The organism is Streptococcus sp. oral taxon 056 str. F0418, from assembly GCF_000220065.1.
Lineage (GTDB): Bacteria > Bacillota > Bacilli > Lactobacillales > Streptococcaceae > Streptococcus.
The window spans coordinates 1,709,321-1,735,141 of the sequence record NZ_AFQU01000001.1; the positions used below are offsets into that span (position 1 = coordinate 1,709,321).

The window sequence follows — 25,821 nt, forward strand, 5'->3', positions numbered from 1 at the left end:
AGGCGGGATTTTTCAACTTTCTCAAATCTGTTTTTCGGATATATTTTTTAAATAATTATAAAAATTGTTTCTAAAGTATGGTATAATGCTTAATGGTGATAAAAATTAGGAGGTTTTTAATGAAGAAGAAATGGCTCGCATTTGTTTGTTTGTTGTCTTTGTTTTTGGGGGCTGTTTCAGCTAGTGCAGATGAATTGATGGATATCACTCGTAAATCCTATCCTGAAGCACGTGAAATCAATCGTCCAAGGTCTTCTTTGATCATGGATGGGAATACAGGTGATATCATTTGGCAGGACAATATTGATGAAGTCCGAGACCCTGCAAGTATGAGTAAGCTTATGACACTCTATCTTTTGTTTGAAGCGATGAGTCAAGGCAAGCTTTCAGAAGAAACGGTCATTAAAGCAACCCAGAATGATCAAAAGATTGCAGAGATTTATGAAATTTCAAATAATAAAATCGTTGCAGGAGTTGATTATACAATTTCTGAATTGATTACCATGACAGTAGTTCCATCCTCAAATGCGACAACTGTCATGATTGCGAATTATTTGTCTAACAATGATCCAGATGCTTTTTTGGATCAGATGAATAGTAAAGCCAAAGAATTGGGAATGACAAATACCCATTGGTTTAACGCTAGTGGGGCAGCTGCGGCTTCTTTTAAAGGCTTCTACACGCCACAACGCTATGATAATAATGCAGCAAACCAAACAACTGCGCGTGATTTGGCTATCTTAGCCTATAACTTTGTAAAAAATTATCCAGGCATTCTCAACTATACCAATAAGCCAGTTGTTACGGTCAAAAAAGGTACACCATATGAAGAAACCTTTGAAACCTATAACTATTCTATTCCAGGAGCTAAGTATGGAATTGAAGGTGTGGATGGACTGAAAACAGGTTCTAGTCCAAAAGGGGCTTTCAACTACATTGCGACGGTGAAACGAGGAAATCAGCGTATTATCAGTGTTATTATGGGAGTAGGAGATTGGGCTGATCAGGATGGTGAGTACTACCGCCACCCATTTGGAAATGCCTTGATTGAAAAGGCCTATGCTGATTATGACTACAAGAAATTATTGACTGCTGGTGAGCAAGAAATTAATGGTCGACGTTATAAGTTAGAAAAAGATTTTTATGGGACTGTCAAAAAAGGTACCGATCCAAAATTGGTTGTCAAAGATGGTATTTTAGAAGTGGACAATGGGCTGTTTACTCCAACAACACTCATAAGTGACGGTATGAAAGTTGAAGAAGTTGGCGGTGCTGGTTTATTTGATACCAAACAGAATGAAAAAAAACAATCAAACTCAAGTAGCTCGAAATCAGGTTTACTACTCGATCATAAATTACTTTTGCTTGTTCCTATTGTAGTAGTTTTGATTATTATTGTGCTTGAGGTAAGACGTAGACAGAAGCGAAATCAATATGTGGATCCACATGATGTCACAGAAGATGATTTGCAAAATTATTCACGCCGTAATAGATATTAATTCACCCATAAGGCTGGAACCAGAGGTATCCAGTCCTTTTATAATTTTGAATAGATTGATAAAAAATGTTAATCTAATGTGATGAGGAGACGATGATAAAAAATTTTATAATAGCTATTTTGCTTATTTTTTAATGTATAATTTTTATTTTTTGTCCTATGCTTTATTTTCTAGCTTGATTTCTATTTATATGTTAGGGCTTGGTTTTTCAGCTGGACAAGTTTCGGTGGTTGTATCCGTTTCTTTTTTTGCGTCCATGTTGATTCAACCTCTCATTGGAGTGTTAAATGATCGTTTTAATATAAAAAAGGTTACATTGTTTAGCTTTGGAGCGATTATCATTTTTGCGATTTACTTCATGCAGGTAAAAGATATACTTGGTTTAACCATTAGTTATAGCTTAGTGATTATGCTGGTGAACGGTGTTAGTCCTGTCATGGATGTATTAGCAGCGCGTAGCCCTTATACATACGGAAAAATTCGCATCTGGGGAACGATTGGCTATGCTATCGGCTCTCAGCTTGCAGGTATTCTTTATCAATATGTATCGCCAATGGCGATTTTCATTGCTTTCATTCTAACCATGTTAATCACGATTGTCGGTACGCTAGGGATTAGGATTCAGCAGGATTCTAAAAAGAATCAGTCGGATACGAAGAAAGATTCTTATATTGGCCAAATTTTAACGAATAAGACCTATTTGTACTACTTACTCATTGTAGCTCTGTATTCAGGTGTTGGAAATGCAGGGCATACTTATATTCCTGCTATGTTACAGCACAGTGGTTTGAGTGTTGGGATGACTTCGACAGTTGTATCTATTTCAGTCATTTGTGAATCTCCTTTGATTTTCTATTCCTATCTGTTTATGGATAAAATTTCAGTCAAAAAGCTATTATTGCTACCCTTGGTGATTATGCTTGCGCAGTATATTATTTATGGTTTGAATTTGGGATTAGCGACAAAAATACTCCTCACATTAATTGCAAAGCATGCGACAGGAATGCTCCTCATCATGGTTACGTTAAAAATTGTAGCTACAATTGTAGATGGGAAATACTTAGTAACGGCTATTGCCTTGGTTCAGACAGTACGAAGTGTAGGATCTATCTTTATTCAGCATCTTGCAGGAGCTATTATTGATACTTCAGGATATGATATGATGAACTTCTTTTTAGCGGGTTTAATGGTCTTGGTAATAACTTTAGCTTGGTTTTTAAAGGTGCCTGAAAAGGAAGATCAGAAGTTGTTCTCATAAAAAAGGAGCTAGGATTTACCCTAGTCTCCTTTTTCTATTCTTAAGATTTAGAATCTGATTGCGGCAGAAGCAACTTTCATTGTTTCTGGTACAGTTACAAGCACTTGACCAGGATTCAGATGATATTCTTTTTCTATCCAGTTTTGAAGCTCTCTGTCTGAGAGTTTTGAGAATCCTTTGAAGTAATTAGCTTCAGGGAAGTATTCCCATTTACCAGTTTTAAGGAAATTTGGATTGTCTAGTAAGGGAGGAATGCTGTCTAAATGCTCAAATCGAATCAGAGTATAGTAGGTATTTCCCCGCGATAGTATATTGCTTTTTAAGAGAATGGATAGCTTAAAAAATCCGTAACAAATAGCAGATATCAGAATGACCATTCCTAAAAAACTAAATAAAAATGTTAAGAAAGACATAATTTTAAAACCACCTTTCCTTTAGTCTATTTATGTTGAGAGCATTATAGCACTTCCTGAAAACGCTGTCAACTCTTTGCTTTTTTTGTAGAGTAGAATAAAAGTCTTTTTCCGTTTCAATATGGAAAATAACGCTATTCAAAATAGCGCTTTCTTTTCCTATAATGGAATTAATAAAAACTAGGAGGAAATGCAAAATGTCAACATTTAAAGATGGATTTCTCTGGGGTGGAGCTGTTGCTGCTCACCAATTAGAAGGGGGATGGAAAGAGGGTGGAAAGGGGATCAGCGTGGCTGATGTTATGACTGCTGCTCGCCATGGAGTTCCTCGGGAAATTACGCCGGGCGTCTTAGAAGGTAAGTATTATCCTAACCACGAAGCTATTGATTTTTATCACCGTTACAAGGGGGATGTTGCTCTTTTTGCAGAGATGGGCTTCAAGTGTTTCCGGACTTCCATTGCCTGGACGCGGATTTTCCCCAAAGGGGATGAAATGGAACCTAACGAAGCCGGCCTGCAATTTTATGACGACCTTTTTGATGAATGCCTCAAGTATGGTATTGAGCCTGTTATAACTTTGTCTCACTTTGAAATGCCTTATCATTTGGTAACTGAGTACGGAGGTTGGAAAAATCGTCAAGTGATTGACTTCTTTGTCCGCTTTGCAGAAGTTGTTTTTGAGCGTTATAAGGATAAAGTCAAATACTGGATGACTTTCAATGAAATCAATAACCAAGCTAATTATCAGGAGGATTTTGCTCCCTTCACTAACTCTGGGATTGTCTACAAGGAAGGTGATGATCGCGAAGCAATCATGTATCAGGCTGCTCACTATGAGCTAGTGGCTTCAGCACGAGCAGTTAAGGTTGGTCACGAAATCAATCCTGACTTCCAAATCGGCTGTATGATCGCCATGTGCCCTATTTATCCGGCTACTTGCAATCCGAAGGATATTCTCATGGCTATGAAAGCTATGCAGAAGCGTTATTACTTCACTGATGTGCATGTCTTTGGTCGATATCCTGAGCATATTCTCAAATACTGGGAAAGGAAGGGAATCAAGGTGGACTTTAGCGAGCAGGATCAAAAAGACTTGCTAGAGGGCACTGTTGACTATATTGGTTTTAGCTACTACATGTCCTTTGCTATTGACTCCCATCGGGAGAATAACCCTTACTTCGACTATATAGAGACTGAAGACTTGGTTAAAAATAACTTTGTCAAGGCTTCTGAATGGGAATGGCAGATTGACCCAGAAGGCCTGCGCTATGCTCTCAATTGGTTTACCGATCATTATCATCTACCGCTTTTCATTGTGGAAAATGGTTTTGGAGCTATTGACCAGGTGGAAGAAGATGGTATGGTTCATGATGATTACCGGATTGACTATCTGGGCTCCCATATCCGCGAGATGAAAAAGGCCGTAGTAGAAGATGGTGTGGATCTCATGGGCTACACGCCTTGGGGTTGTATTGACCTAGTATCAGCAGGTACAGGTGAAATGCGCAAACGCTACGGATTTATCTATGTCGACAAGGATGATGATGGCAAGGGAACGTATGAACGCTCACCGAAGAAGTCCTTTAACTGGTATAAGGAAGTTATTGCATCAAATGGGGCTAATCTATAGTTGAGCCTGAGATTACTATAAAATACAGAGGGGGAGACGACAAATTAGCTGCTTTCCGCCTCTTTTTTTGGAAAAATTAGGAGAAAGCATGATTGGAAGTATTGCAGCAGTTTTAACAACATTCGCCTTTTTGCCCCAGGTCATTAAAGTCATCAAAACCAAGGATACCGAATCTATAGCGTTTGGCATGTATCTTATGCAGGTCCTAGGAATCGCATTATGGTTAGCACATGGTCTAGTCATCCATGATTTACCGCTCATTTTAGCTAATAGTGTTTCTTTTATTCTTTCAGGAACAATTTTAGTCTATAAAATAAGATATAAGTAGCTGTTTAGAAACCATTTCCGCTTCGATACGGAAAAAGGTCAAATGGAGGTTGGTAGCGTTTTCATATATAATTGAGTTATCAAAAATAAGTTTTAAAAGGAGAATGATCATGTCAAAAGCATTAATTATCTGTGCGGCAGGGATGTCTTCATCACTAATGGCAAAGAAAACAACAGAGTTTTTGAAAGCAAAAGGAGAAGATGTTGAAGTAGATGCCATTAGTGCGACTGAAGGTGGTAAAGCTATTGCAGATGCAAACTTTGATCTTTATTTAATTAGTCCGCAAACTAAAATGTACTATAAACAGTTTGAAGATGCTGCCGCTAAAGTAGGAAAACCAATCGTTCAAATTCCTCCTCAAGCCTATATCCCAATTCCAATGGGGATCGAAAAAATGGCTAATTTGATTCAAGAAAATATTTAAGTGGTAAACTAGAGGTAGTGACAACTGATTTTGTAAAGAAGGAGGATAAGTGTTTTGCATCAAAAAGAAAAATAATTCTTCAGTATTTGATGGATAATGCCGACCAATACATCACTAGTATGGAATTGGCTACACACTTAACCTGTTCGGATAGAACTGTTAGAAACTACCTCAAAAGTTTAATCGGGATGCCTACTAGTCAAACAGGCTGGAAAATTATTGCCAAGCAGGGGCATGGCTATCGATTCGTTATTGATAATAAAGACTTATACCAAAAATTTCTTCAAAAAGAAGTATTTAGAGAGACGTCAACTGAAGCTATCGAAGGAATTGATGATCGCTATAATTATATCCTAAATAAGCTCCTATTTGAGCAGGAATCCATTTATCTCGATGATTTGGTTGATGAATTATATGTTAGTCGATCTACCTTGTCTTCTGATTTTAAAAAGATTCGACAGGATTTGGCCAAGTACGACTTACAAATCGAAAGTAAGCCTAAACGTGGTGTCTATGTCACAGGTGATGAGTGTAATATTAGACGGTTTATTATTGATTTTTTCTTTCATGATAAATTTTTCCATATTCTTCATAATTATATCAAGATAGAGGTTTCTGGTAGACCAATTAGTCTTGAAGAATTAACGATTATCGTTCTTGATGAATGCCGGGAAGGTCGGTTAAAACTCTCCGATTTTGTCATTCAAAACTTAGTCATTCACATAGCTCTTTCTCTCAAAAGAATTGGAGAAGGCTTTCAGATTAAGCAATTAGATAGTTGGTCAATGGATGAATATAGGGAAGAAGGAAAAATTGCAGAGAAGATCTTAAAACGCGTCTATCATTTAACTGGCCTCGAATTTCCAAAAGAAGAAGTGGATTATATAACTCTGCACTTGGTTTCGAAGGGGAATGTTCAAACGAATAAGTGTGAGAATGAGGATGTCGCCCAGCAAATCAGAAAACAATTATTATCGGTTCTAGAGCAAAGGAGTTTTACGCATAAATACCCTTTTAAGAATGATTTTCAATTGATAGAAGGTTTGGTTGCCCATTTATCTACTCTATTTGTACGATTGAAAAATCATGTCAAAATGGTTAATCCTCTTTTGGCAGAAATCCAAGGTCAATATGCGGGAATCTTAGAAATGACGGGCAATATTTTATCGGCTATGCCGATATTTGCTAACGAAAAATTGTCTGACGATGAAGTGGCTTATGTAGCTCTACATTTTATGACTTCTTTGGAGCGCCTGAAAGAAAAACAAAAGTTTAATATACTAGTCATCTGTGCAACTGGCTATGGTTCAGCCCAAATGCTTAAACATCGAATCGATAATGAGTTGGGTAATATAGTTCGTATTATTGATGTAATTGGTTACTATGAAATAAATGACGAATGTCTGAAAAATATCGATTTTATCATATCTTCTATAGATTTATCAAACTTAGTCTTTAATATTCCAGTTTTTACTGTCAGTATCTTTCTTAATTCGGATGAAATTAGGGAAATCAGACATAAAATTTCTCTGTTAAAACCGATAAAAAACTACAGGTTAGAGCAAGAAACTGATGTAGTTGACTCGGATCAAGAGAGAATATTTGATAGATATTTCTCACCTGAATGTTTTACTGTACTTCATGAAGTTAGTAAAGATCAAGTAATAGACAGTCTTTTGCAAAGAATGTCCCAGGGAGAAGATGAACAATTTGTGCCTCAAATGAAAGATTTGATTGAGCAAAGGGCAGGGATGAGTTCGATTGTTTTTTCTGATACAGTTGCTGTTCCCCATCCAATCAAAGCTTATGCGAAAGGCCATAAGATTGGAGTTGCACTCATACCTGAAGGAGTAGTTTGGTCTTCAGAGTATCCAGATATAAAGCTGGTATTTCTGCCCTCACCTTCTATCTATGGCAACGAAGACTTATCTAGCCTGACTTCCAAAATTGTCCTCTTGCTTGAGCAAGAAGAGCTACAAGAACAGATGATCAACTGTCAAACTTTCACAGACTTTAAAAAACTATTTCTCAGAATTCGATAACGTAAGGAGGATTTTTATGAATCAAGAAGAGCTACAAGTTGCCGCTTTTGAAATTATTTTGAATAGTGGCAATGCTAGAGCGATTGTCCATGAAGCATTTTCGGAAATGCGTGAAGGTCATTACGCTGAGGCAGAGGAGAAATTAGAGCTAGCTAATACGGAATTAGTAGAAGCCCATCGAGCTCAGACAAAGTTACTGCAGGATTATGCAAGTGGAATTGAGATGAAGATGGAAATCATTATAGTTCATGCTCAAGACCATCTTATGACAACCATGACGCTGCGGGAAGTGGCTATAGAGATGCTGAATCTGTATCGTAAGGTTGAACAATAAATAAGACAAACTGGATGAAGGGGAGCGAAACATGCAAGCACAAGAGCAAAAACGGAAAGAAAATAGCTTGAAATCGACTTATTTCAACCGTTATTTGATGCTAAGATACTCTTTAGCAGCTATGTTTTTTGGGAATTTGTACTGGTTGCTTGTCCAGCTCTTTAACTGGACTTTATATGTAGTCGTGCCAATCATTTTGCTGTTCTTTGCAGTATTAGCAATCGCTGAGCAGTTTAAAATGTATGGTACAAAAGAAGTTTATTTGACTAAAACAAGAATGTTTTTCAATTTACAATCAATCGTTCAAATTCTACTGATCGCTCTTGTATTATGCACTGATCAAATCTCAATTATCTTTCCTATCTTCACTGCTAAGCTAAATAGCAAATTATTTATTGCTTTCGTACTGGGTTTAGGCCTGTTGATTAGTCTTTTTAGCCTTTACAGAATAAGATTAATTTTGGAAGGTCGCGATCGAGCTTTGTTAAGGCTTCAGAAATTAGAAAAAATAATGTAAAAATATAAGGAGGTTTCGTTATGGAACAACAAGGAGGACTATTTGGTTTCTTAGAGAAATATTTTATGGGACCAATGGGGAAAATTGCTCAGTACAAAATAGTGCGGGCAATCACAGCTGCAGGCATGGGAGCAGTACCATTTACCATTGTTGGCTCAATGTTTTTGGTATTTAGTGTGCTGCCACAATCCTTCTCATTCTGGCCAATCGTTGCAGATATTTTTGCGGCTTCATTTGATAAGTTCCAATCGCTCTACATGATTGCTTTTTTTGCAACTATGGGTGTCTTATCACTTTATTTCGTTCTAACTATGGGCTATGAATTGACAAAAATTTATGCCGAAGAAGAAGGTCTAAACATGAATCCGCTCAACGGAGCAATGTTGTCTCTCTTTGCCTTCATCATGACCATTCCTCAAATTGTCTTTGAAAAAGGTGCTATGACAGCAGTGACTAGCCTCAAAGAAGGTGCTGTGATTGCTGATGGTTGGGCAATTAATAATGGAGTGGCTCGTTTTGGCACAACAGGTATTTTCACAGCCATTATCATGGCAGTGGTAACAGTTCAGCTCTACCGTCTCTGTCTCAAGAAAAACTGGGTTATCAAGATGCCTGAAGCTGTTCCGGAAGGTGTGTCTCGCGGTTTCTCTGCATTAATTCCCGGTTTTGTAGTTGCCTTTACAGTTCTCTTCATCAATGGTGCTCTGGTGATGATGGGGACAGACATCTTCAAAGTGATTGCGATTCCTTTTAGCTTCGTAACTCACTTGACCAATTCATGGATTGGTTTGATGGTTATCTATTTCTTGACCCAATTGCTATGGATTGTTGGGATTCACGGTGCAAACATTATCTTTGCCTTTGTTAGTCCAATTGCCCTTGCAAATATGGCAAGTAATGCATCAGACGGAACCCGTTTCATTGTAGCCGGCGAGTTTTCTAATATGTTTGTTATTGCAGGTGGTTCTGGTGCGACTCTAGGTCTATGTATCTGGCTTGCAACTCGTGCCAAATCTGAGCAATTAAGCGCTATTGGTAAGGCTTCAATCGTTCCTGGTATCTTTAACATCAATGAGCCCCTTATTTTTGGTATTCCTATCATCTACAACCCTACACTAGCTGTACCATTTATTTTGGCGCCAATGACATCTGCGACTATCTACTACTTAGCGATGGAGCTAAACTTGATCAAGGCGGTCTTTGCACAAGTTCCTTGGCCAACTCCTGTAGGAATTGGTGCCTTCTTGGGAACAGGTGACCTAAAAGCGGTAATTGTAGCCCTTATCTGTGCTCTAGCAGCCTTCCTAGTCTACTATCCATTCATCCGTGCTTATGACAAGAAGCTTCTTAAAGAAGAACAAGGAGCAAGTCTTTAGTAAGTGCAGTTTGATATAGAGAAAGAGAAACTTGATATGTACTGACCCCAAAAAGTTAGATAATTAATTTAAGTAAAGGATTTAGTTCTGTATTGCACAGGACTAAGTCCTTTTAGTTTGACCTTAATTAGTTTATTGTTATAGTAATCAATATAGTCTATAATAGCTTGTTCCAGTTGTTTAAGAGACTGAAATGTCTTCTCATAACCGTAAAAATTTCCGATTTCAAAATGCCAAAGAAAGATTCCATTATACCATTGTCTGGGCTGTTCCCTTTACGTGACATAGATGGTTGTCTCTAGGAAGCGATGATAAGAATCGTGTTGATATTGCCAGCTCTAGTCACTATGGAGAATAGTATTTGTGTAATGGTCCTCTGTGAAGGCCTGTTCTAGCATGGCTTTCACTTGTTCCAAGTTCGGTGAAGTAGAAAGATTAAAAGCGATAATTTTGCTGTTAAAGCCATCTAAAACTGGCGATACGTAAAGTTTTTGTGTACTGCTTGGAATGGAAAACTCGGTCACATCCGTATAGCACTTTTCCGTTGGCTTCTATGCTTCAAACTGTTATCAGCTTTCTTGTCAATCTCTTCTTGGTATGAAGAATACTTCCGTTTCCGACGAATTCAAGCCGTTAAACCAAGAACTTTCATCAGACGTTGAACCCTTTTATGATTGACCACAAATTCACGATTTTTTAGTTCATAGATCTGAACTTTATTATTGTATGTCAATTTTATAATACCTCCCCAAAAAAGTTAGATTTTTTCTGTCTAACTTTTGGAGTGCAGGTCAGTTTTCTGACGAGCTCTTTTTTGCGAATAAAGAAATAAAAGGAAGTAAGGAAGTAAAGAAAAGAGATGTTTTCTGCACGTGATAAAAATGGCCAAATAAGGCATTTACTTGTAGATACTCAAGTTCCGAAAGGGGAGTATTTTTGCCCAGTTTGTAATGGATTGGTTCGACTAAAGAAAGGTGAGATAATGCAACCGCACTTTGCGCATGTCAGTCTTTCTAACTGTTACTATCATTTTGAAAATGAAAGCAAAGAGCATTTGAACCTAAAAGCAGCGCTGTTTCGTTGGGCAAAGAAAAATGAGAAGGTAGAGGTGGAAGCCATTATACCCGAATTAGATCAAGTGGCGGATATCCTTGTTGCTGATCGAATTGCTTTAGAGGTCCAATGTAGCCCGCTTTCTAAAACTCGCTTGTGGCAACGAACTAAGCAATACCAACAAGCTGGCTACCAAGTTATTTGGTTATTGGGAGAAAAATTATGGCTTAAAAAAACGCTGACTCCCTTGCAAAAACATTTTCTCTATTTTAGCCAAAATATGGGATTTCATCTCTGGGAATTAGACGAAAAAAGATCTTTGCTACGATTGAAATATTTGATTCATGAGGATTTACATGGGCAAGCCCAATACATAGAAAAAGAGTTTGCATTTGAAGAGGGGGAGCTGTTGGATATTTTTCGATTGCCTTTTCAAAAGCAACTTCTTGCAAGCTTTTCAGCGAAAACAGATACGAATATTTGCCACTATATCCGTCAGCAACTTTATTATCAAAATCCAAAATGGATGAAGCGCCAGGAAACTTGCTACCAAAAGGGAGAAAATCTCTTGTCCAAATCAGCAGACGATTTTTATCCCCAGGTGAGACCAGTCAGAGCAGATGAACCATTTTGTCAGATTTATCAAGATTTGTCTGCCTATTATGAAAATTTTCTGCGTTATTATCAAAAGGCTCAAAACAAAAAGAGCCAAATAGTTTATTCACCAGCATTTTATACGAGGAATTTACATTAAAATATGATAAAATAGGAAGGACGGAGGATTTTTTTATGGCAAAACAAAGAAATGAAATTGAAGAAAAATATACTTGGAATTTAAGCACGATTTTCCCTACAGATGAGGATTTTGAAGCGGAGCTGGCGCAGGTATCAAAAGAATTAAAAAAAGCGACTGGTCTTGCTGGGCATCTGCTGGATTCAGCGGATAGCCTTTTGACAACGACAGAAGTACAGTTGGATTTGATGCGTCGAATTGAAAAATTGTATTCCTATGCCCACATGAAGAACGACCAGGATACTCGTGTGGCAAAATATCAGGAATACCAAGCTAAAGGAATGGCTATTTACAGTGAGTTTGGTCAAGCTTTTGCTTTTTACGAGCCAGAATTTATGGCGATCACAGAAGACCAATACCAAGCCTTTCTAACTGAAAAGCCAGAGTTGCAAATCTATCAACACTATTTTGACAAGCTCTTGCAAAAGAAGGAACATATCCTGACTCAGCGTGAGGAAGAGTTGCTGGCTGGTGCTGGAGAAATTTTCAGCGCGGCCAGTGAAACCTTTGCCATTTTGGATAATGCGGACATTGTCTTTCCTGTGGTTCATAATGAAGCAGGTGAAGAAGTCCAGTTGACACATGGGAATTATATCTCTTTAGTAGAGTCTAAAAATCGGGAAGTTCGTAAGGAAGCTTACGAAGCTCTTTATAGCATTTACGAGCAGTATCAACACACCTATGCGAAAACTCTTCAGACAAACGTTAAAGTTCAAAATTATAACGCTAAAGTGCGGAAGTTTTCATCTGCTCGTGAAGCGGCTTTGTCTGCTAACTTTATTCCAGAGAGTGTATACGATAGCCTTGTTTCAGCTGTCAATAAACACCTACCACTTTTACAACGCTATATCGCACTTCGTTCAAAGATTTTGGGGATTTCTGATCTGAAGATGTATGATGTTTATACACCACTATCAGAGACAGATTACAAGTTTAGTTACGAAGAAGCCTTGGCTAAGTCTGAGGAAGTGTTGGCAGTTTTGGGTGAGGATTATCTAGGACGAGTGAAGCAAGCCTTCTCAGAGCGCTGGATTGATGTTTATGAAAATCAGGGCAAGCGCTCAGGAGCCTATTCAGGTGGATCTTATGATACCAATGCTTTTATGTTACTAAACTGGCAGGATACATTGGATAATCTCTTTACTCTAGTACATGAGACAGGACACAGTATGCACTCCAGCTATACTCGTGAAAATCAGCCGTATGTTTACGGAGATTATTCTATCTTCCTAGCTGAAATTGCTTCAACAACTAATGAAAATATCTTAACAGAGAAACTCTTAGAAGAAGTAGAGGATGATGCGACTCGTTTTGCGATTCTCAACCACTTCTTGGATGGCTTCCGTGGTACAGTTTTCCGTCAAACCCAGTTTGCAGAGTTTGAGCATGCGATCCATAAGGCTGACCAAGAAGGTCAAGTTCTAACTAGCGAATTTCTCAATGATCTCTATGCTGAGCTTAATGAGAAATACTATGGTTTGAAAAAAGAAGATAATCAGCAGATTCAGTATGAATGGGCTCGAATCCCGCATTTTTATTACAATTATTATGTTTTCCAATACTCTACGGGATTTGCGGCCGCTTCGGCCTTAGCCGAAAAGATTGTCCATGGTAGCCAAGAAGACAAGGACAAGTATCTGGACTATCTCAAAGCTGGGAACTCTGACTATCCACTTAATGTCATCAAAAAAGCAGGTGTGGATATGGAAAAAGAAGACTATCTAAATGCTGCATTTGCTGTCTTTGAACGTCGCTTGGACGAATTTGAAGCCTTGGTAGAAAAGTTGGGCTTAGCATAAGATGGTCGAGACTTATAATCAAAACTCCAATCCTAATATGCGCCGACCAGTAGTCAAGCAAGAAATAGTGGACTTTATGCGGCAACGTCTTCAGCCAGTTACAGGTGGTCTTAAGGCCTTAGAAGATTTTGCGAGATCTGAAAATGTGCCTGTGATTCCTCATGAGACAGTCGCTTACTTCCGTTTGCTACTCGAAAGCCTCCAACCAGAGAAAATTTTAGAAATTGGAACGGCCATTGGTTTTTCCGCTCTTTTGATGGCAGAGCATGCGCCTCAGGCTCAGATTACGACGATTGACCGTAATCCGGAGATGATTGCACTGGCTAAGGCTAATTTTGCTAAGTACGATAGCAGACAGCAAATCACTTTGTTGGAAGGAGATGCAGTGGACCTGCTTGAGACATTAGAGGATTCCTATGATCTTGTCTTTATGGACTCTGCCAAGTCCAAGTATGTGGTCTTTTTACCTCAGGTCCTCAAACGTCTCAATCCTGGTGGCTTGGTGCTTATTGATGATGTCTTTCAGGGGGGAGATGTAGCCAAACCGTTTGAGGAAATCAGGCGGGGGCAACGGGCTATCTACCGTGGTTTGCACAATCTATTCGATGAGACTTTGGATAACCCAGATTTGACAGCCAGTCTTCTTCCCTTAGGAGATGGCCTACTTATGATTAGAAAACGTAGTTAAACTGTAGATTTATAGGAATTTATCTAATTTTTAGGAAAATTTAAGCCATCAAATTTATTTTGTGGTACAATAGGAAAAGTGAGTAAATCAAGCTAGTTCATGCTCTTTAAGAAAAAAGCTAGCAACTCAATAAACGATTTTAGACAAAAAGAAACTTTAGAGTCTAGATATTTTACAAAGGAGTTTTCATCACAATGAAGAAAAAAATAATTATTGGAGCAGTGACCCTTTTATCAGTAGCTGTGCTAGCCGCTTGTGGAAAATCAACAAATGGTAACACAGACATTATCACAATGAAAGGTGATACCATTACAGTTTCTGAATTCTATGAGAAAGTAAAAACAAATGCCTCAGCGCAACAAGTACTTTTGAATCTCACAATCAAAGAAGTTTTTGAAAAAGAGTACGGCAAAAAAGTATCGGATAAAGAAGTCAGCGAAGCATTTGATAAGAGTGCAAAAACATATGGAGATAATTTTGCACGTGTCCTAGCTCAAGCAGGTATGACAGAAGAGACTTATCGTGAGCAAATCAGAACCAATAAATTAGTAGAATACGCTGTAAAAAAAGCTGCTGAAAAAGAGCTAACTGATGAAGCTTATAAAACTGCATATGATAACTATACACCAGAAGTAACAGCGCAAATTATCAAGCTTGATAGTGAAGATAAGGCCAAAGAAGTTTTAGAAAAGGCTCGAGCAGAAGGTGCTGATTTTGCACAGTTAGCTAAGGAAAATTCAACAGATAATGATACCAAAGAAAAAGGTGGCGAAATCAAGTTTGATTCTACAGCTACAAATGTTCCTGATGCTGTGAAAAAAGCAACGTTTGGTCTTGAAGTAAATGGTATTTCAGATGTTGTGACTGTTCGTAGTGCTCAAGGTGCAACAAGTTACTACATTGTAAAATTAGTTGCGAAGTCAGAAAAATCATCAAAATGGCAAGATTACAAAGAAAAACTGAAACAAGCTATCTTGACTGAAAAACAAAACAATACAAGCTTTATCCAGAGCGTTGTAGCAAAAGAATTGCAAGCAGCTAACATTAAGGTAAAAGATGCTGCATTCCAAAATCTCTTCTCTCAATATATTCATACAGATGGCTCATCAACAAGTGAAAGTTCATCTTCTAAGTCAAAATAAGTTGACGGCTAAGAGAGAAGCAGGTATAATAAAAAAGGTGAGAATTGATTTTTTCAAGTTCTTAGTTCAGAGAAATGGCGGTGCTGCGAGCCATCTGAGACGGAAAATCATGCTACTCATCTTAAAAACAGAATAAGAAATGAGAATGACAAGTTCATTGAATGAAGGTGGTACCGCGGTTTTTCGCCCTTCGTACAAGGAACTTGTCTTTTAAGTTGATTTTGGAGGTCAAGAGATGAAAACATATCTGGTCAAGCAAAAATTCCGCTTAGGCGGGGAGAGATTTGATATCAAGGATGACCGAGGAAATGTGGATTATCAAGTGGAAGGCTCTTTTTTTCGGATTCCTAAGACCTTTAGCATTTATGATGCGCAAGGACAGGTTGTTAGTCAAATTACCAAATCGATTATGACTCTCTTGCCTCGTTTTGTGATCAAACTTCGGAGTGGTCATCACTTTTATATCCGTAAGAAACTGACTTTTTTCCGTGATAAGTATGAGTTTGATCAACTGGGCTTGCGAGTAGAAGGGAATATATGGGATTTAAACTTCCGTTTGTTGGATGAACAAGACCAAACGGTTGCTGAAATTACCAAGGAAATTTTTCATCTAACTTCCACTTATCAGGTAACTGTATATGATGAAGCCTATGTAGACCTTGTCATTTCCCTCTGTGTCGCCATTGACTATGTAGAAATGCTGGAAAGCTCATCATAGGAACAATATTGAAAAGATTTTAAAAAAGAATGAAGGAGAAAAACATATGAAACAATTATCTAGCACTCAAATTCGCCAAATGTGGCTTGATTTCTGGGCAAGTAAAGGCCACTCTGTAGAACCATCGGTCAGCTTGGTTCCTGTAAATGACCCTACTCTTTTATGGATTAACTCTGGGGTAGCCACTCTTAAAAAATACTTTGACGGCACCATTATCCCCGAAAATCCACGGATTACTAATGCACAAAAAGCCATTCGTACTAACGACATCGAAAATGTCGGGAAAACAGCTCGTCACCATACCATGTTTGAAATGCTGGGGAATTTCTCTATCGGGGATTACTTCCGTGATGAAGCCATCACTTGGGCTTATGAGCTTTTGACTAGCCCTGAGTGGTTTGACTTCCCGAAAGATAAACTTTACATGACTTACTATCCAGACGATAAAGATTCTTACAACCGTTGGATTGAAGTAGGAGTGGATCCAAGTCACTTGATTCCAATCGAGGACAACTTCTGGGAAATCGGTGCGGGACCTTCAGGACCTGATACTGAGATCTTCTTTGACCGTGGAGAAGCTTTTGACCCAGAAAATATTGGAATCCGTCTTCTTGCAGAAGATATTGAAAACGACCGTTACATCGAAATTTGGAACATCGTCTTGTCTCAATTTAACGCTGACCCTGCTGTTCCTCGTAGCGAGTACAAGGAATTGCCTCACAAGAACATTGATACGGGCGCTGGTTTGGAGCGTTTGGTGGCAGTTATCCAAGGGGCTAAGACAAATTTTGAAACAGACCTCTTCATGCCAATCATTCGAGAAGTTGAGAAATTGTCTGGTAAAGTCTACGATCAAGATGGCGACAATATGAGCTTTAAGGTCATCGCTGACCATATTCGTTCGCTTTCCTTTGCTATTGGTGATGGCGCTCTTCCTGGAAATGAAGGTCGTGGTTATGTCCTTCGTCGTCTTCTCCGTCGTGCTTCTATGCACGGTCAAAAATTGGGCATCAACGAGCCTTTCCTTTACAAACTGGTTCCAACTGTTGGAAAAATCATGGAAAGCTACTACCCAGAAGTGCTTGAGAAACGCGACTTTATCGAAAAAATCGTCAAGAGCGAAGAAGAGTCATTTGCCCGTACCCTCCACTCAGGTCAACACTTTGCCCAAGGCAACGTAGCTGATTTGAAAGAAAAAGGCCAATCTGTCATCGCTGGTTCAGATGTCTTCAAACTCTATGATACATATGGATTCCCAGTGGAATTGACAGAAGAAATCGCTGAAGAGGCAGGTATGACGGTTGACCGTGAAGGTTTTGAAGCAGCCATGAAAGAGCAGCAAGAACGTGCGCGTGCATCAGTTGTCAAAGGTGGCTCAATGGGCATGCAAAATGAAACCCTTCAAAATATCACGGTGGAAAGTCGCTTTAACTACAATGCGAGTCAATTGACTTCTAAATTGGTCGCTATCGTTTCTGAAAATGCTGAAGTAGCAGCTGTATCTGAAGGAACTGCCTCTCTCATCTTTGCTGAAACCCCTTTCTACGCTGAAATGGGTGGACAGGTAGCAGACCATGGACAAATCTTGGATGCTGCAGGAAATGTTGTGGCTAAGGTGACAGATGTACAGAAAGCACCAAACGGACAACCATTGCACACAGTTGAGCTTCTTTCTCCACTTGCTTTGAACCAAGAGTACACATTGGCGATCGATACCAATCGTCGTCATCGAGTCATGAAAAACCACACAGCAACTCACTTGCTCCATGCGGCTCTTCACAATATCCTTGGAAGCCATGCAACCCAAGCAGGATCTCTTAATGAAGTCGAATTCCTTCGCTTTGATTTTACGCACTTCCAAGCCGTAACTCCTGAAGAATTGCGTGCTATTGAACAGCAAGTCAATGAGAAAATCTGGGAAGCTATCGCAGTGGAAACTGTTGAAACTGATATCGAGACTGCTAAAGGAATGGGAGCCATGGCCCTCTTTGGTGAGAAATACGGTAAGGAAGTCCGTGTCGTGACGATCGGCGACTACTCTATTGAGCTTTGTGGTGGTACACACGTAGGCAACACTTCTGAGATAGGTCTCTTCAAGATTGTCAAAGAAGAGGGGATTGGTTCAGGTACTCGCCGTATCTTAGCGGTAACTGGTAAGGAAGCCTTTGAAGCCTACCGTGAGCAAGAAGACGCTCTGAAAGCAGTAGCAGCTACTTTGAAAGCACCTCAACTCAAGGAAGTACCTCACAAAGTTGAAGGTCTTCAAGAGCAACTCCGTCAACTTCAAAAAGAAAATGCAGAATTGAAAGAAAAAGCTGCTGCAGCTGCTGCAGGTGATCTCTTCAAGGACGTTAAAGAAGCAAACGGACACCGTTACATTGCAAGCCAAGTTTCTGTATCAGACGCAGGAGCTCTTCGTACCTTTGCGGATAACTGGAAACAAAAAGACTACTCTGACTTGCTTGTCCTAGTCGCAGCCATTGGTGACAAAGTCAATGTCCTCGTAGCCAGCAAGACGAAAGACCTCCATGCAGGCAACCTTGTCAAAGAATTAGCTCCAATCGTTGATGGACGTGGCGGTGGGAAACCGGATATGGCCATGGCAGGAGGAAGCAATCAAGCAAACATCCAAGAATTGTTGGATGCAGTTGCTGGAAAATTGTAGAATATTTTTAAGATCAGGACTGAACGGCACCCCAAAAGTTAGATTTTTCTGTCTAACTTTTTGGGGTCAGTACAATCCTGGTCTTTTTATTTTTAATAGGATTGAAAGGTGTGGCAAATATCTATGCTTTTTTGACCAGTATAATTGTCAAAAGGAAGGAGATTTGCTACAATGATTTTTAACGACAATGGAGGGCGATTTATGAATATATTCTTATGGTTCTTATTTCCCCTGGCTTTTGTGCTGTGGATTGAATCTTTTAGTAAACAAAAGCGAATGCGAAGGCGAATAAAAACTTTGGAAAAAAATAGAAAAGGAGAGAAGAAAATGTCACGTTTTTTAAAAGAGATGATTGGAAAGAAACCGACGATTAAGGGGGAATTAAGTGAAATAACAGACTGGTTTGTGATGGATGTGGATGAAGACTGGGTTAAGCTTAGCAAGACAAATAAAAAAGGTCAGAAAGAAACAAAACTTATGCGTATTGAAGACATTCGGTCTGTTGAATTGCTGGAGGACTGAATAGAAAGAATTGAGTAATATGAAAAAATGGTTTTATTTATTCTATTAACACTAATCTCTGTAGCTATCTTCTATTACACTGATATACTTCTTAAGCGAGGATTTGTTTGGTAGATGCTAGGACCATTTTTGGTTTATCTAAGTTTTGGTATTGTCTAAAAAAAGAATATTTTTAAAGTGATATTTGATAATACTCAGAACAAGCATTCTCGCTAGATATGACTGAGCCATGCAAGACTAAATCATAATATTTTAAAGACTGGAAATTATTAAAGAGAACAGTCTATTTTGGATCATCTCAATAATAAAAACTCCTCAGAATGCTTGCTCACATGAGTATTCTGAGGAGTTGTTTTTTATAAAGCTAATAGATTATAATCCATAATTATAATCGTCATCTTGCATGGCTTCAACTTCACCGAGGAGATAGCCGTTGCCGACTTGAGAGAAGAAGTCGTGGTTAGAAGTACCGGTAGAGATACCGTTCATAACGATAGGGTTTACATCATCAGCTGTATCTGGGAAAAGCGGATCTTGTCCCAAGTTCATTAAGGCTTTATTGGCATTATAACGTAGGAACGTTTTGACTTCCTCGGTCCAGCCAACACCATCGTAGAGCGTTTCTGTATATCCTTCTTCATTTTCGTAGAGTTTGTACAACAAGTCATACATCCATTCACGGAAAGTATCTTGTTCTGCTTCAGGAAGCTCATTAAAGCCAAGTTGGAATTTGTAGCCAATATAGGTTCCGTGGACAGACTCGTCACGAATAATCAACTTGATAATTTCTGCGACGTTAGCCAGTTTATTGTTACCTAGATAGTAGAGAGGCGTAAAGAAACCAGAGTAGAAAAGGAAGGTTTCTAAAAATACACTGGCTACTTTCTTCTCAAGAGGAGTACCGTTCAGATAGATCTCATTGATGATTTCGGCTTTTCTCTGCAAATAAGGATTGGTATTTGTCCATTCAAAGATTTCATCAATTTCTGATTTGGTGTTGAGTGTAGAAAAGATAGAAGAATAAGATTTGGCGTGAACGGATTCCATAAATTGGATGTTATTGAAAACAGCTTCTTCATGAGCTGTGCGGACATCCTTACGTAGAGCGTCCACACCAGACTCAGACTGGAGGGTATCTAGCAAGGTCAGGCCTCCGAAGACTTTACCGACTAGATCTTTTTCTTTATTCGATAGCTTTCTCCAGTCGTCCAAATCATTAGACAGGGGAATTCGGGTATCCAGCCAGAATTGTTCTGTCAATTTTTCCCAAGTTGATTTATCGATAACATCTTCGATAGCGTTCCAGTTAATGGCTTTGTAGTATGTTTCCATTTGAAATCTCTTTCTGTAGTTGTGATGTGATAAAGAATCATTATTATTTTATCACAATTTTATAAGGGGATCGAACAAAAAGTCGGCGAACCGACTTTTGAGTTGTTAGCTGATGATGGTAATCAAGTCAGTAAGTAAAAACGAGATGACTGTTTCCTACCAACAATTAGATCACACAGCTTTCACACTGGTTGGCACCTACTTCGCCACCATCATCGGTGAAGGTACGGACGTAGTAGATGGATTTGATTCCCTTGTTGAAGGCGTAGTTACGCAGGATAGAAAGGTCACGGGTTGTTTGCTTGCTTTCTTTTTTCCACTCGTAGAGACCTTTAGGAATGTCACTGCGCATAAAGAGGGTCAGAGAAAGACCTTGGTCCACATGCTCAGTTGCGGCTGCATAGACATCAATCACCTTTCGCATGTCCATGTCATAAGCGCTGGTGTAGTAAGGGATAGTCTCAGTTGACAGACCAGCAGCAGGATAGTAGATCTTACCGATTTTCTTTTCCTGACGTTCCTCGATCCGTTGAGTGATTGGGTGGATTGAAGCAGAAACATCATTGATGTAGCTAATAGACCCATTTGGTGCAACGGCTAGGCGGTTTTGGTGGTAGAGACCATCAGCCTTGACTTTGTCGCATAACTCTGCCCAATCCTCTGCAGATGGGATAAAGATGCCTGCGAAGAGATCTTTGACACGCTCAGACTTAGGTACAAACTCACCTGTCAGATATTTGTCAAAGTAAGTACCGTTAGCATAGTCAGATTTTTCAAAGTTATGGAAGGTCACACCACGCTCACGAGCGATATTGTTAGACTCAACTAGAGTCCAGTAGTTCATGAGCATAAAGTAGATGCTAGTGAACTCAACAGCTTCTGCTGAACCATATTCAATCAACTGCTGAGCTAAGTAGCTGTGTAGCCCCATAGCGCCTAAACCAAAAGTATGAGCCAGGCTATTTCCGTGATCGATAGAAGGAACAGCTGTAATGTGTGAACTATCAGTGACAAAAGTAAGGGCGCGTGTCATAGTTCGGATGGATTTTCCAAAGTCAGGAGAAGTCATCATGTTGACAACGTTGGTAGAACCCAAGTTACATGAGACATCTGTTCCCAAGTGGAGATACTCTTGTGCATCATTCAAGAGACTAGGTTCTTGCACTTGCAGGATTTCAGAGCAAAGGTTGCTCATGATAATTTTACCGTCAATTGGATTTGAACGATTAGCTGTATCAATGTTTACGACATAAGGATAGCCGGATTCTTGTTGGAGTTTGGAGATTTCTGTTTCCAAATCACGTGCTTTAATCTTCGTTTTGGTGATCTTAGGATTTGCTACTAGTTCATCATATTTTTCAGTGATGTCAAGGTAGGCAAATGGTACGCCGTACTCACGTTCAACAGAATAGGGACTGAAGAGGTACATTTCTTCGTTTTTACGAGCTAATTCGTAGAATTTATCTGGAATGACGACACCAAGCGAGAGAGTTTTAACCCGAACTTTTTCATCCGCATTTTCTTTCTTAGTAGAAAGGAAAGCGATAATATCTGGGTGGAAGACATTGAGGTAAACAACCCCAGCTCCCTGACGTTGGCCCAGCTGGTTAGAGTAGGAGAAACTATCTTCAAACAGTTTCATAACAGGAACAACCCCAGATGCAGCTCCTTCATAGCCTTTGATAGGCGCTCCAGCTTCCCGTAGATTGCTAAGGGAAATACCGACCCCGCCACCGATACGAGAGAGTTGCAAGGCAGAGTTGATGGAGCGACCGATTGAGTTCATGTCATCTGTTACTTGGATGAGGAAACAAGAAACCAATTCACCACGACGAGCACGGCCAGCATTGAGGAAGCTTGGCGTAGCCGGTTGATAGCGCTGGTGGATGATTTCATTGGCAATATCCTTGGCAATAGCTTCGTCTCCATTCGCGAAATAGAGGGCGTTGAAGAGAACACGCTCTTCCATTCCTTCTAGATAGTATTCTCCATCATTTGTTTTTAGAGCATATTGGTTGTAGAACTTGTAGGCTGCCATGAAAGATTTGAATTTAAAATCTTGTGCATGGATAAAAGCTGCTAATTCTTCAATATATTCGGGAGAATAGAGCTCGATAAATTCTTTTTCTAAATAATTTTCTTCAATTAAGTACTGGATTTTTTCAGTAATAGAGGCAAACTGTTTGGTATTTGGTTCAACATTTTCTTTGAAGAAAGCTTTTAAGGCTTCTTGGTCTTTGTGAAGCATGATTTGACCATTGACAGGACGGTTAATTTCATTGTTCAGACGGAAGTAAGTAACATCTTCTAAGTGTTTTAAACCCATAATTGATTCCTTTTTCTAATTCTTTTGTACAAAAGAAAGTGCTCCTATAGATTCATAGAAGCTCCTTTGTTTTCCATAAACTACTCAATAAATTGTTTTTTGCTACGAAAGTATCGCAGAAAAACAAGTCACTGTGCCATTTTTATGAAAGTTGTTTTAATTTGCTTGGTTGGAAGCCAGAGAAAGCTTCGGTTGCAGTTTGCACTACTGGTGCAGCATTAAAACCCAGTTTTTTTACCTGCTCAATATATTCTGGCTGTTCATCAAGATTGATTTCTTGGTATTTCACATTGTTTGTATCCAAGAAACGTTTGGTCATTTTGCATTGAACACAATTATTTTTTGAGTAAATCGTTACCATACAAGGGAACTCCTATTATTTTTTAATACTTACTAAGTATATCTCAAAGGAAAATGATTGTCAATGGATTGAACTAAATATTGTGTTGATTTTTGTTATAAAACAATTATCGATACAATATATGGTATTTATGTAAAGTGCGGAAATATCACTAAAATGAGGAAAAATAGGCATATTCAGCTTTGAAAAGATAGAAAAAATGAGCTTAAGGATGTTTTTGAGATATAAATAAATCATAAAAATGATGTATTAAATGATTTATTTTAATAAGAAAAAACTCCTATTCTATGAGACTAAAACCTGAAAAAATAATGCTTAATTTTGAAAAATCTAGTACTGATTCTTGAAAAAGATTTCAAAAAATGATATAATGACAAATTGTAAGGGTTATCAATTAGCCTGACAAAGAATTATTTAAAGGAGAGTCTAATTATGGCTTCTAAAGATTTCCACATTGTGGCAGAAACAGGTATTCACGCTCGTCCAGCAACTTTGTTGGTTCAAACAGCAAGCAAATTTGCTTCTGATATCACTCTTGAATACAAAGGTAAATCAGTAAATTTGAAATCAATCATGGGCGTAATGAGCCTTGGTGTTGGTCAAGGTGCAGACGTAGTTATCTCTGCTGAAGGTGCAGACGCTGACGACGCACTTGCAGCAATTGCAGAAACAATGGAAAAAGAAGGATTGGCATAATATGACAGAAATGCTTAAAGGAATTGCGGCATCTGATGGTGTTGCTGTTGCTAAGGCATATCTATTAGTCCAACCGGATTTATCGTTTGAGACTGTTTCAGTCGAAAATACGAATGCAGAAGAGGCTCGTTTGGATGTAGCTCTTGAAGCTTCACAGAACGAGCTTTCTGTTATCCGTGAAAAGGCAGTAGATAGCTTAGGGGAAGAAGCAGCCCAAGTATTTGATGCACATTTGATGGTTCTGTCCGATCCAGAAATGGTTGGTCAAATTAAGGAAACAATCCGTACTAAAAAGGTAAACGCAGAGGCTGGCTTAAAAGAAGTAACCGACATGTTTATTACGATTTTTGAAGGTATGGAAGATAATCCATATATGCAAGAACGTGCGGCGGATATTCGCGATGTAACAAAACGTGTATTGGCTAATCTTTTAGGTAAAAAATTACCAAACCCAGCATCTATTAATGAAGAAGTGATTGTTATTGCTCATGACTTAACTCCATCTGATACAGCACAGCTTGACAAAAACTTTGTTAAGGCTTTTGTGACGAATATCGGTGGACGGACTAGTCACTCAGCGATTATGGCACGTACGCTTGAAATCGCAGCGGTATTGGGAACTAATAATATTACTGAGTTGGTAAAAGACGGAGATATTATTGCTGTTAATGGTATCACTGGTGATGTAATCATCAACCCAACTGAAGAGCAAATCGTAGCATTCAAAGCAGCTGGTGACGCTTATGCTAAACAAAAAGCTGAATGGGAATTGCTCAAGGATGCCCAAACTGTAACAGCAGACGGCAAGCACTTTGAACTCGCTGCTAATATCGGTACGCCAAAAGACGTTGAAGGTGTTAATGCTAATGGTGCAGAAGCTGTCGGTCTTTATCGTACAGAGTTCCTTTATATGGATTCTCAAGACTTCCCAACAGAAGATGAGCAGTACGAAGCGTATAAAGCTGTACTTGAAGGCATGAACGGAAAACCAGTGGTTGTTCGCACTATGGACATCGGTGGAGATAAGGAACTTCCTTACTTTGATATGCCACACGAAATGAACCCATTCCTTGGTTTCCGTGCTTTGCGTATCTCTATCTCTGAAACTGGCGATGCTATGTTCCGTACACAAATCCGCGCCCTATTGCGTGCTTCTGTACACGGACAATTACGTATCATGTTCCCAATGGTAGCTCTTCTGACAGAATTCCGTAAGGCTAAAGCTGTCTATGAAGAAGAAAAAGCTAAGTTGCAGGCTGAAGGCGTTGCAGTAGCAGATAATATCCAAGTGGGTATCATGATTGAAATCCCAGCGGCAGCGATGCTCGCGGATCAGTTTGCCAAGGAAGTAGACTTCTTCTCTATCGGTACCAACGACTTGATCCAGTACACTATGGCAGCTGACCGGATGAATGAGCAAGTCTCTTACCTCTATCAACCATATAACCCATCTATCCTTCGCTTGATTAACAATGTTATCAAGGCAGCGCATGCTGAAGGCAAGTGGGCTGGTATGTGTGGAGAAATGGCTGGCGACCAAACAGCTGTGCCATTGCTTGTAGGTATGGGCTTGGATGAATTCTCTATGAGTGCAACTTCAGTTCTTCGGACTCGTAGCCTCATGAAGAAACTTGATACTAAGAAGATGCAAGAACTGGCTCAACGTGCATTGACTGAATGTGCAACAATGGAAGAAGTTCTTGAGCTTGAAAAAGAGTATGTAAACTTTGATTAATTAATATAATAGAGCGGGCAATCGCTCTTTTTTAGAACCATTTTCAAAAATGGTTCTTTCTTTAAATTTTGTTCGTAAAAAAAGTGCTTTAAATATGGATAGAAATGAATCAACAGTAAATTAGCTGCTAATAAAACGGATATGAAGCAATCGTTCAGTTTTTGAAAAA

General features: G+C 39.0%; 22 protein-coding genes and 1 pseudogene. 18 read left to right on the forward strand and 5 right to left on the reverse strand.

Annotated elements, in window-relative coordinates; all coding sequences use genetic code 11:
* Positions 1-119 precede the first annotated feature (119 nt).
* Both HMPREF9182_RS08480 and HMPREF9182_RS08485 read left to right on the forward strand, forming a co-directional pair.
* Positions 120-1,499, forward strand: coding sequence for a DUF1958 domain-containing protein (locus HMPREF9182_RS08480; RefSeq protein WP_009443269.1), 1,380 nt, complete (start codon positions 120-122; stop codon positions 1,497-1,499).
* A 133-nt stretch (positions 1,500-1,632) separates the two neighbouring features.
* Complete coding sequence (locus tag HMPREF9182_RS08485; RefSeq protein WP_009754345.1) at positions 1,633-2,757, forward strand: MFS transporter; 1,125 nt, start codon at positions 1,633-1,635, stop codon at positions 2,755-2,757.
* Positions 2,758-2,804: 47 nt separating this feature from the next.
* On the opposite strand, the gene HMPREF9182_RS08490 is transcribed toward HMPREF9182_RS08485, so the two are convergent.
* Positions 2,805-3,170 (reverse strand): hypothetical protein, encoded by a 366-nt coding sequence (locus HMPREF9182_RS08490; RefSeq protein WP_009444028.1) that lies wholly within the window; start codon positions 3,168-3,170, stop codon positions 2,805-2,807.
* Between the two features lie 197 nt (positions 3,171-3,367).
* On the opposite strand from HMPREF9182_RS08490, the gene HMPREF9182_RS08495 reads away from it, so the two are divergent.
* The 7 genes from HMPREF9182_RS08495 to celB all read left to right on the forward strand — a co-directional run bounded on the left by HMPREF9182_RS08495 (position 3,368) and on the right by celB (position 9,822).
* Entirely contained in the window at positions 3,368-4,801 is a 1,434-nt protein-coding gene (locus HMPREF9182_RS08495) for a 6-phospho-beta-glucosidase (protein WP_009754756.1), read from the forward strand.
* 88 nt (positions 4,802-4,889) lie between these two features.
* On the forward strand, positions 4,890-5,129 hold the full coding sequence (locus HMPREF9182_RS08500; RefSeq protein WP_009443379.1) for a SemiSWEET transporter: 240 nt from the start codon (positions 4,890-4,892) through the stop codon (positions 5,127-5,129).
* Positions 5,130-5,238: 109 nt separating this feature from the next.
* Positions 5,239-5,553 (forward strand): PTS cellobiose transporter subunit IIB, encoded by a 315-nt coding sequence (locus HMPREF9182_RS08505; protein ID WP_009754620.1) that lies wholly within the window; start codon positions 5,239-5,241, stop codon positions 5,551-5,553.
* An 89-nt stretch (positions 5,554-5,642) separates the two neighbouring features.
* On the forward strand, positions 5,643-7,595 hold the full coding sequence (locus tag HMPREF9182_RS08510) for a BglG family transcription antiterminator (protein ID WP_050792357.1): 1,953 nt from the start codon (positions 5,643-5,645) through the stop codon (positions 7,593-7,595).
* 16 nt (positions 7,596-7,611) lie between these two features.
* Entirely contained in the window at positions 7,612-7,929 is a 318-nt protein-coding gene (locus tag HMPREF9182_RS08515) for a PTS cellobiose transporter subunit IIA (RefSeq protein WP_009754777.1), read from the forward strand.
* A 31-nt stretch (positions 7,930-7,960) separates the two neighbouring features.
* Complete coding sequence (locus HMPREF9182_RS08520) at positions 7,961-8,446, forward strand: hypothetical protein (RefSeq protein ID WP_009443681.1); 486 nt, start codon at positions 7,961-7,963, stop codon at positions 8,444-8,446.
* A gap of 20 nt (positions 8,447-8,466) precedes the next feature.
* Positions 8,467-9,822 carry a PTS cellobiose transporter subunit IIC gene (gene celB, locus HMPREF9182_RS08525; protein ID WP_009754819.1) on the forward strand — a complete coding sequence of 452 codons (1,356 nt, stop codon included), beginning with the start codon at positions 8,467-8,469 and terminating at the stop codon, positions 9,820-9,822.
* Positions 9,823-9,890: 68 nt separating this feature from the next.
* On the opposite strand, the pseudogene HMPREF9182_RS10110 reads toward celB, so the two are convergent.
* Positions 9,891-10,525: pseudogene (locus HMPREF9182_RS10110) on the reverse strand (IS3 family transposase); the annotation flags it as partial.
* Positions 10,526-10,681: 156 nt separating this feature from the next.
* Here HMPREF9182_RS10110 and HMPREF9182_RS08530 point away from each other — a divergent pair.
* The 7 genes from HMPREF9182_RS08530 (at position 10,682) to HMPREF9182_RS11090 (ending at position 19,202) form a co-directional block, all read left to right on the forward strand.
* Positions 10,682-11,629, forward strand: coding sequence for a competence protein CoiA (locus HMPREF9182_RS08530; protein ID WP_009444007.1), 948 nt, complete (start codon positions 10,682-10,684; stop codon positions 11,627-11,629).
* Positions 11,630-11,664: 35 nt separating this feature from the next.
* A complete protein-coding gene (gene pepF, locus HMPREF9182_RS08535; RefSeq protein WP_009754216.1) occupies positions 11,665-13,467 on the forward strand; it encodes an oligoendopeptidase F in 1,803 nt (600 codons plus the stop codon).
* Position 13,468: 1 nt separating this feature from the next.
* Complete coding sequence (locus HMPREF9182_RS08540) at positions 13,469-14,155, forward strand: O-methyltransferase (RefSeq protein ID WP_009443216.1); 687 nt, start codon at positions 13,469-13,471, stop codon at positions 14,153-14,155.
* A gap of 194 nt (positions 14,156-14,349) precedes the next feature.
* Positions 14,350-15,297 (forward strand): peptidylprolyl isomerase PrsA, encoded by a 948-nt coding sequence (prsA, locus tag HMPREF9182_RS08545; RefSeq protein ID WP_009754510.1) that lies wholly within the window; start codon positions 14,350-14,352, stop codon positions 15,295-15,297.
* A gap of 235 nt (positions 15,298-15,532) precedes the next feature.
* Complete coding sequence (locus HMPREF9182_RS08550) at positions 15,533-16,015, forward strand: LURP-one-related/scramblase family protein (protein WP_009754718.1); 483 nt, start codon at positions 15,533-15,535, stop codon at positions 16,013-16,015.
* A gap of 46 nt (positions 16,016-16,061) precedes the next feature.
* Positions 16,062-18,680: an alanine--tRNA ligase gene (gene alaS / locus HMPREF9182_RS08555; RefSeq protein ID WP_009754507.1), complete on the forward strand. Its 2,619-nt coding sequence runs from the start codon at positions 16,062-16,064 to the stop codon at positions 18,678-18,680.
* A gap of 327 nt (positions 18,681-19,007) precedes the next feature.
* A complete protein-coding gene (locus HMPREF9182_RS11090) occupies positions 19,008-19,202 on the forward strand; it encodes a hypothetical protein (protein ID WP_009443271.1) in 195 nt (64 codons plus the stop codon).
* A gap of 372 nt (positions 19,203-19,574) precedes the next feature.
* On the opposite strand, the gene nrdF is transcribed toward HMPREF9182_RS11090, so the two are convergent.
* The 3 genes from nrdF to nrdH form a co-directional block, all read right to left on the reverse strand.
* Entirely contained in the window at positions 19,575-20,534 is a 960-nt protein-coding gene (gene nrdF / locus HMPREF9182_RS08570) for a class 1b ribonucleoside-diphosphate reductase subunit beta (protein ID WP_009754416.1), read from the reverse strand.
* 166 nt (positions 20,535-20,700) lie between these two features.
* Positions 20,701-22,860, reverse strand: coding sequence for a class 1b ribonucleoside-diphosphate reductase subunit alpha (gene nrdE / locus HMPREF9182_RS08575; RefSeq protein ID WP_009443507.1), 2,160 nt, complete (start codon positions 22,858-22,860; stop codon positions 20,701-20,703).
* 142 nt (positions 22,861-23,002) lie between these two features.
* Complete coding sequence (gene nrdH, locus HMPREF9182_RS08580) at positions 23,003-23,221, reverse strand: glutaredoxin-like protein NrdH (protein ID WP_009755113.1); 219 nt, start codon at positions 23,219-23,221, stop codon at positions 23,003-23,005.
* 432 nt (positions 23,222-23,653) lie between these two features.
* On the opposite strand from nrdH, the gene HMPREF9182_RS08585 reads away from it, so the two are divergent.
* Both HMPREF9182_RS08585 and ptsP read left to right on the forward strand, forming a co-directional pair.
* Positions 23,654-23,917 carry a phosphocarrier protein HPr gene (locus HMPREF9182_RS08585; protein ID WP_006596636.1) on the forward strand — a complete coding sequence of 88 codons (264 nt, stop codon included), beginning with the start codon at positions 23,654-23,656 and terminating at the stop codon, positions 23,915-23,917.
* 1 nt (position 23,918) lies between these two features.
* Positions 23,919-25,652 (forward strand): phosphoenolpyruvate--protein phosphotransferase, encoded by a 1,734-nt coding sequence (gene ptsP / locus HMPREF9182_RS08590; RefSeq protein WP_009754680.1) that lies wholly within the window; start codon positions 23,919-23,921, stop codon positions 25,650-25,652.
* Positions 25,653-25,821: the final 169 nt, after the last annotated feature.

Bases quoted from the DNA above. Each gene is read 5' to 3' on its own strand.
- HMPREF9182_RS08480 (WP_009443269.1), top strand. From the start codon at position 120: ATGAAGAAGAAATGGCTCGCATTTGTTTGTTTGTTGTCTTTGTTTTTG.
- HMPREF9182_RS08485 (WP_009754345.1), top strand. From the start codon at position 1,633: ATGTATAATTTTTATTTTTTGTCCTATGCTTTATTTTCTAGCTTGATT.
- HMPREF9182_RS08490 (WP_009444028.1), bottom strand. From the start codon at position 3,170: ATGTCTTTCTTAACATTTTTATTTAGTTTTTTAGGAATGGTCATTCTG.
- HMPREF9182_RS08495 (WP_009754756.1), top strand. From the start codon at position 3,368: ATGTCAACATTTAAAGATGGATTTCTCTGGGGTGGAGCTGTTGCTGCT.
- HMPREF9182_RS08500 (WP_009443379.1), top strand. From the start codon at position 4,890: ATGATTGGAAGTATTGCAGCAGTTTTAACAACATTCGCCTTTTTGCCC.
- HMPREF9182_RS08505 (WP_009754620.1), top strand. From the start codon at position 5,239: ATGTCAAAAGCATTAATTATCTGTGCGGCAGGGATGTCTTCATCACTA.
- HMPREF9182_RS08510 (WP_050792357.1), top strand. From the start codon at position 5,643: ATGGATAATGCCGACCAATACATCACTAGTATGGAATTGGCTACACAC.
- HMPREF9182_RS08515 (WP_009754777.1), top strand. From the start codon at position 7,612: ATGAATCAAGAAGAGCTACAAGTTGCCGCTTTTGAAATTATTTTGAAT.
- HMPREF9182_RS08520 (WP_009443681.1), top strand. From the start codon at position 7,961: ATGCAAGCACAAGAGCAAAAACGGAAAGAAAATAGCTTGAAATCGACT.
- celB (WP_009754819.1), top strand. From the start codon at position 8,467: ATGGAACAACAAGGAGGACTATTTGGTTTCTTAGAGAAATATTTTATG.
- HMPREF9182_RS08530 (WP_009444007.1), top strand. From the start codon at position 10,682: ATGTTTTCTGCACGTGATAAAAATGGCCAAATAAGGCATTTACTTGTA.
- pepF (WP_009754216.1), top strand. From the start codon at position 11,665: ATGGCAAAACAAAGAAATGAAATTGAAGAAAAATATACTTGGAATTTA.
- HMPREF9182_RS08540 (WP_009443216.1), top strand. From the start codon at position 13,469: ATGGTCGAGACTTATAATCAAAACTCCAATCCTAATATGCGCCGACCA.
- prsA (WP_009754510.1), top strand. From the start codon at position 14,350: ATGAAGAAAAAAATAATTATTGGAGCAGTGACCCTTTTATCAGTAGCT.
- HMPREF9182_RS08550 (WP_009754718.1), top strand. From the start codon at position 15,533: ATGAAAACATATCTGGTCAAGCAAAAATTCCGCTTAGGCGGGGAGAGA.
- alaS (WP_009754507.1), top strand. From the start codon at position 16,062: ATGAAACAATTATCTAGCACTCAAATTCGCCAAATGTGGCTTGATTTC.
- HMPREF9182_RS11090 (WP_009443271.1), top strand. From the start codon at position 19,008: ATGTCACGTTTTTTAAAAGAGATGATTGGAAAGAAACCGACGATTAAG.
- nrdF (WP_009754416.1), bottom strand. From the start codon at position 20,534: ATGGAAACATACTACAAAGCCATTAACTGGAACGCTATCGAAGATGTT.
- nrdE (WP_009443507.1), bottom strand. From the start codon at position 22,860: ATGGGTTTAAAACACTTAGAAGATGTTACTTACTTCCGTCTGAACAAT.
- nrdH (WP_009755113.1), bottom strand. From the start codon at position 23,221: ATGGTAACGATTTACTCAAAAAATAATTGTGTTCAATGCAAAATGACC.
- HMPREF9182_RS08585 (WP_006596636.1), top strand. From the start codon at position 23,654: ATGGCTTCTAAAGATTTCCACATTGTGGCAGAAACAGGTATTCACGCT.
- ptsP (WP_009754680.1), top strand. From the start codon at position 23,919: ATGACAGAAATGCTTAAAGGAATTGCGGCATCTGATGGTGTTGCTGTT.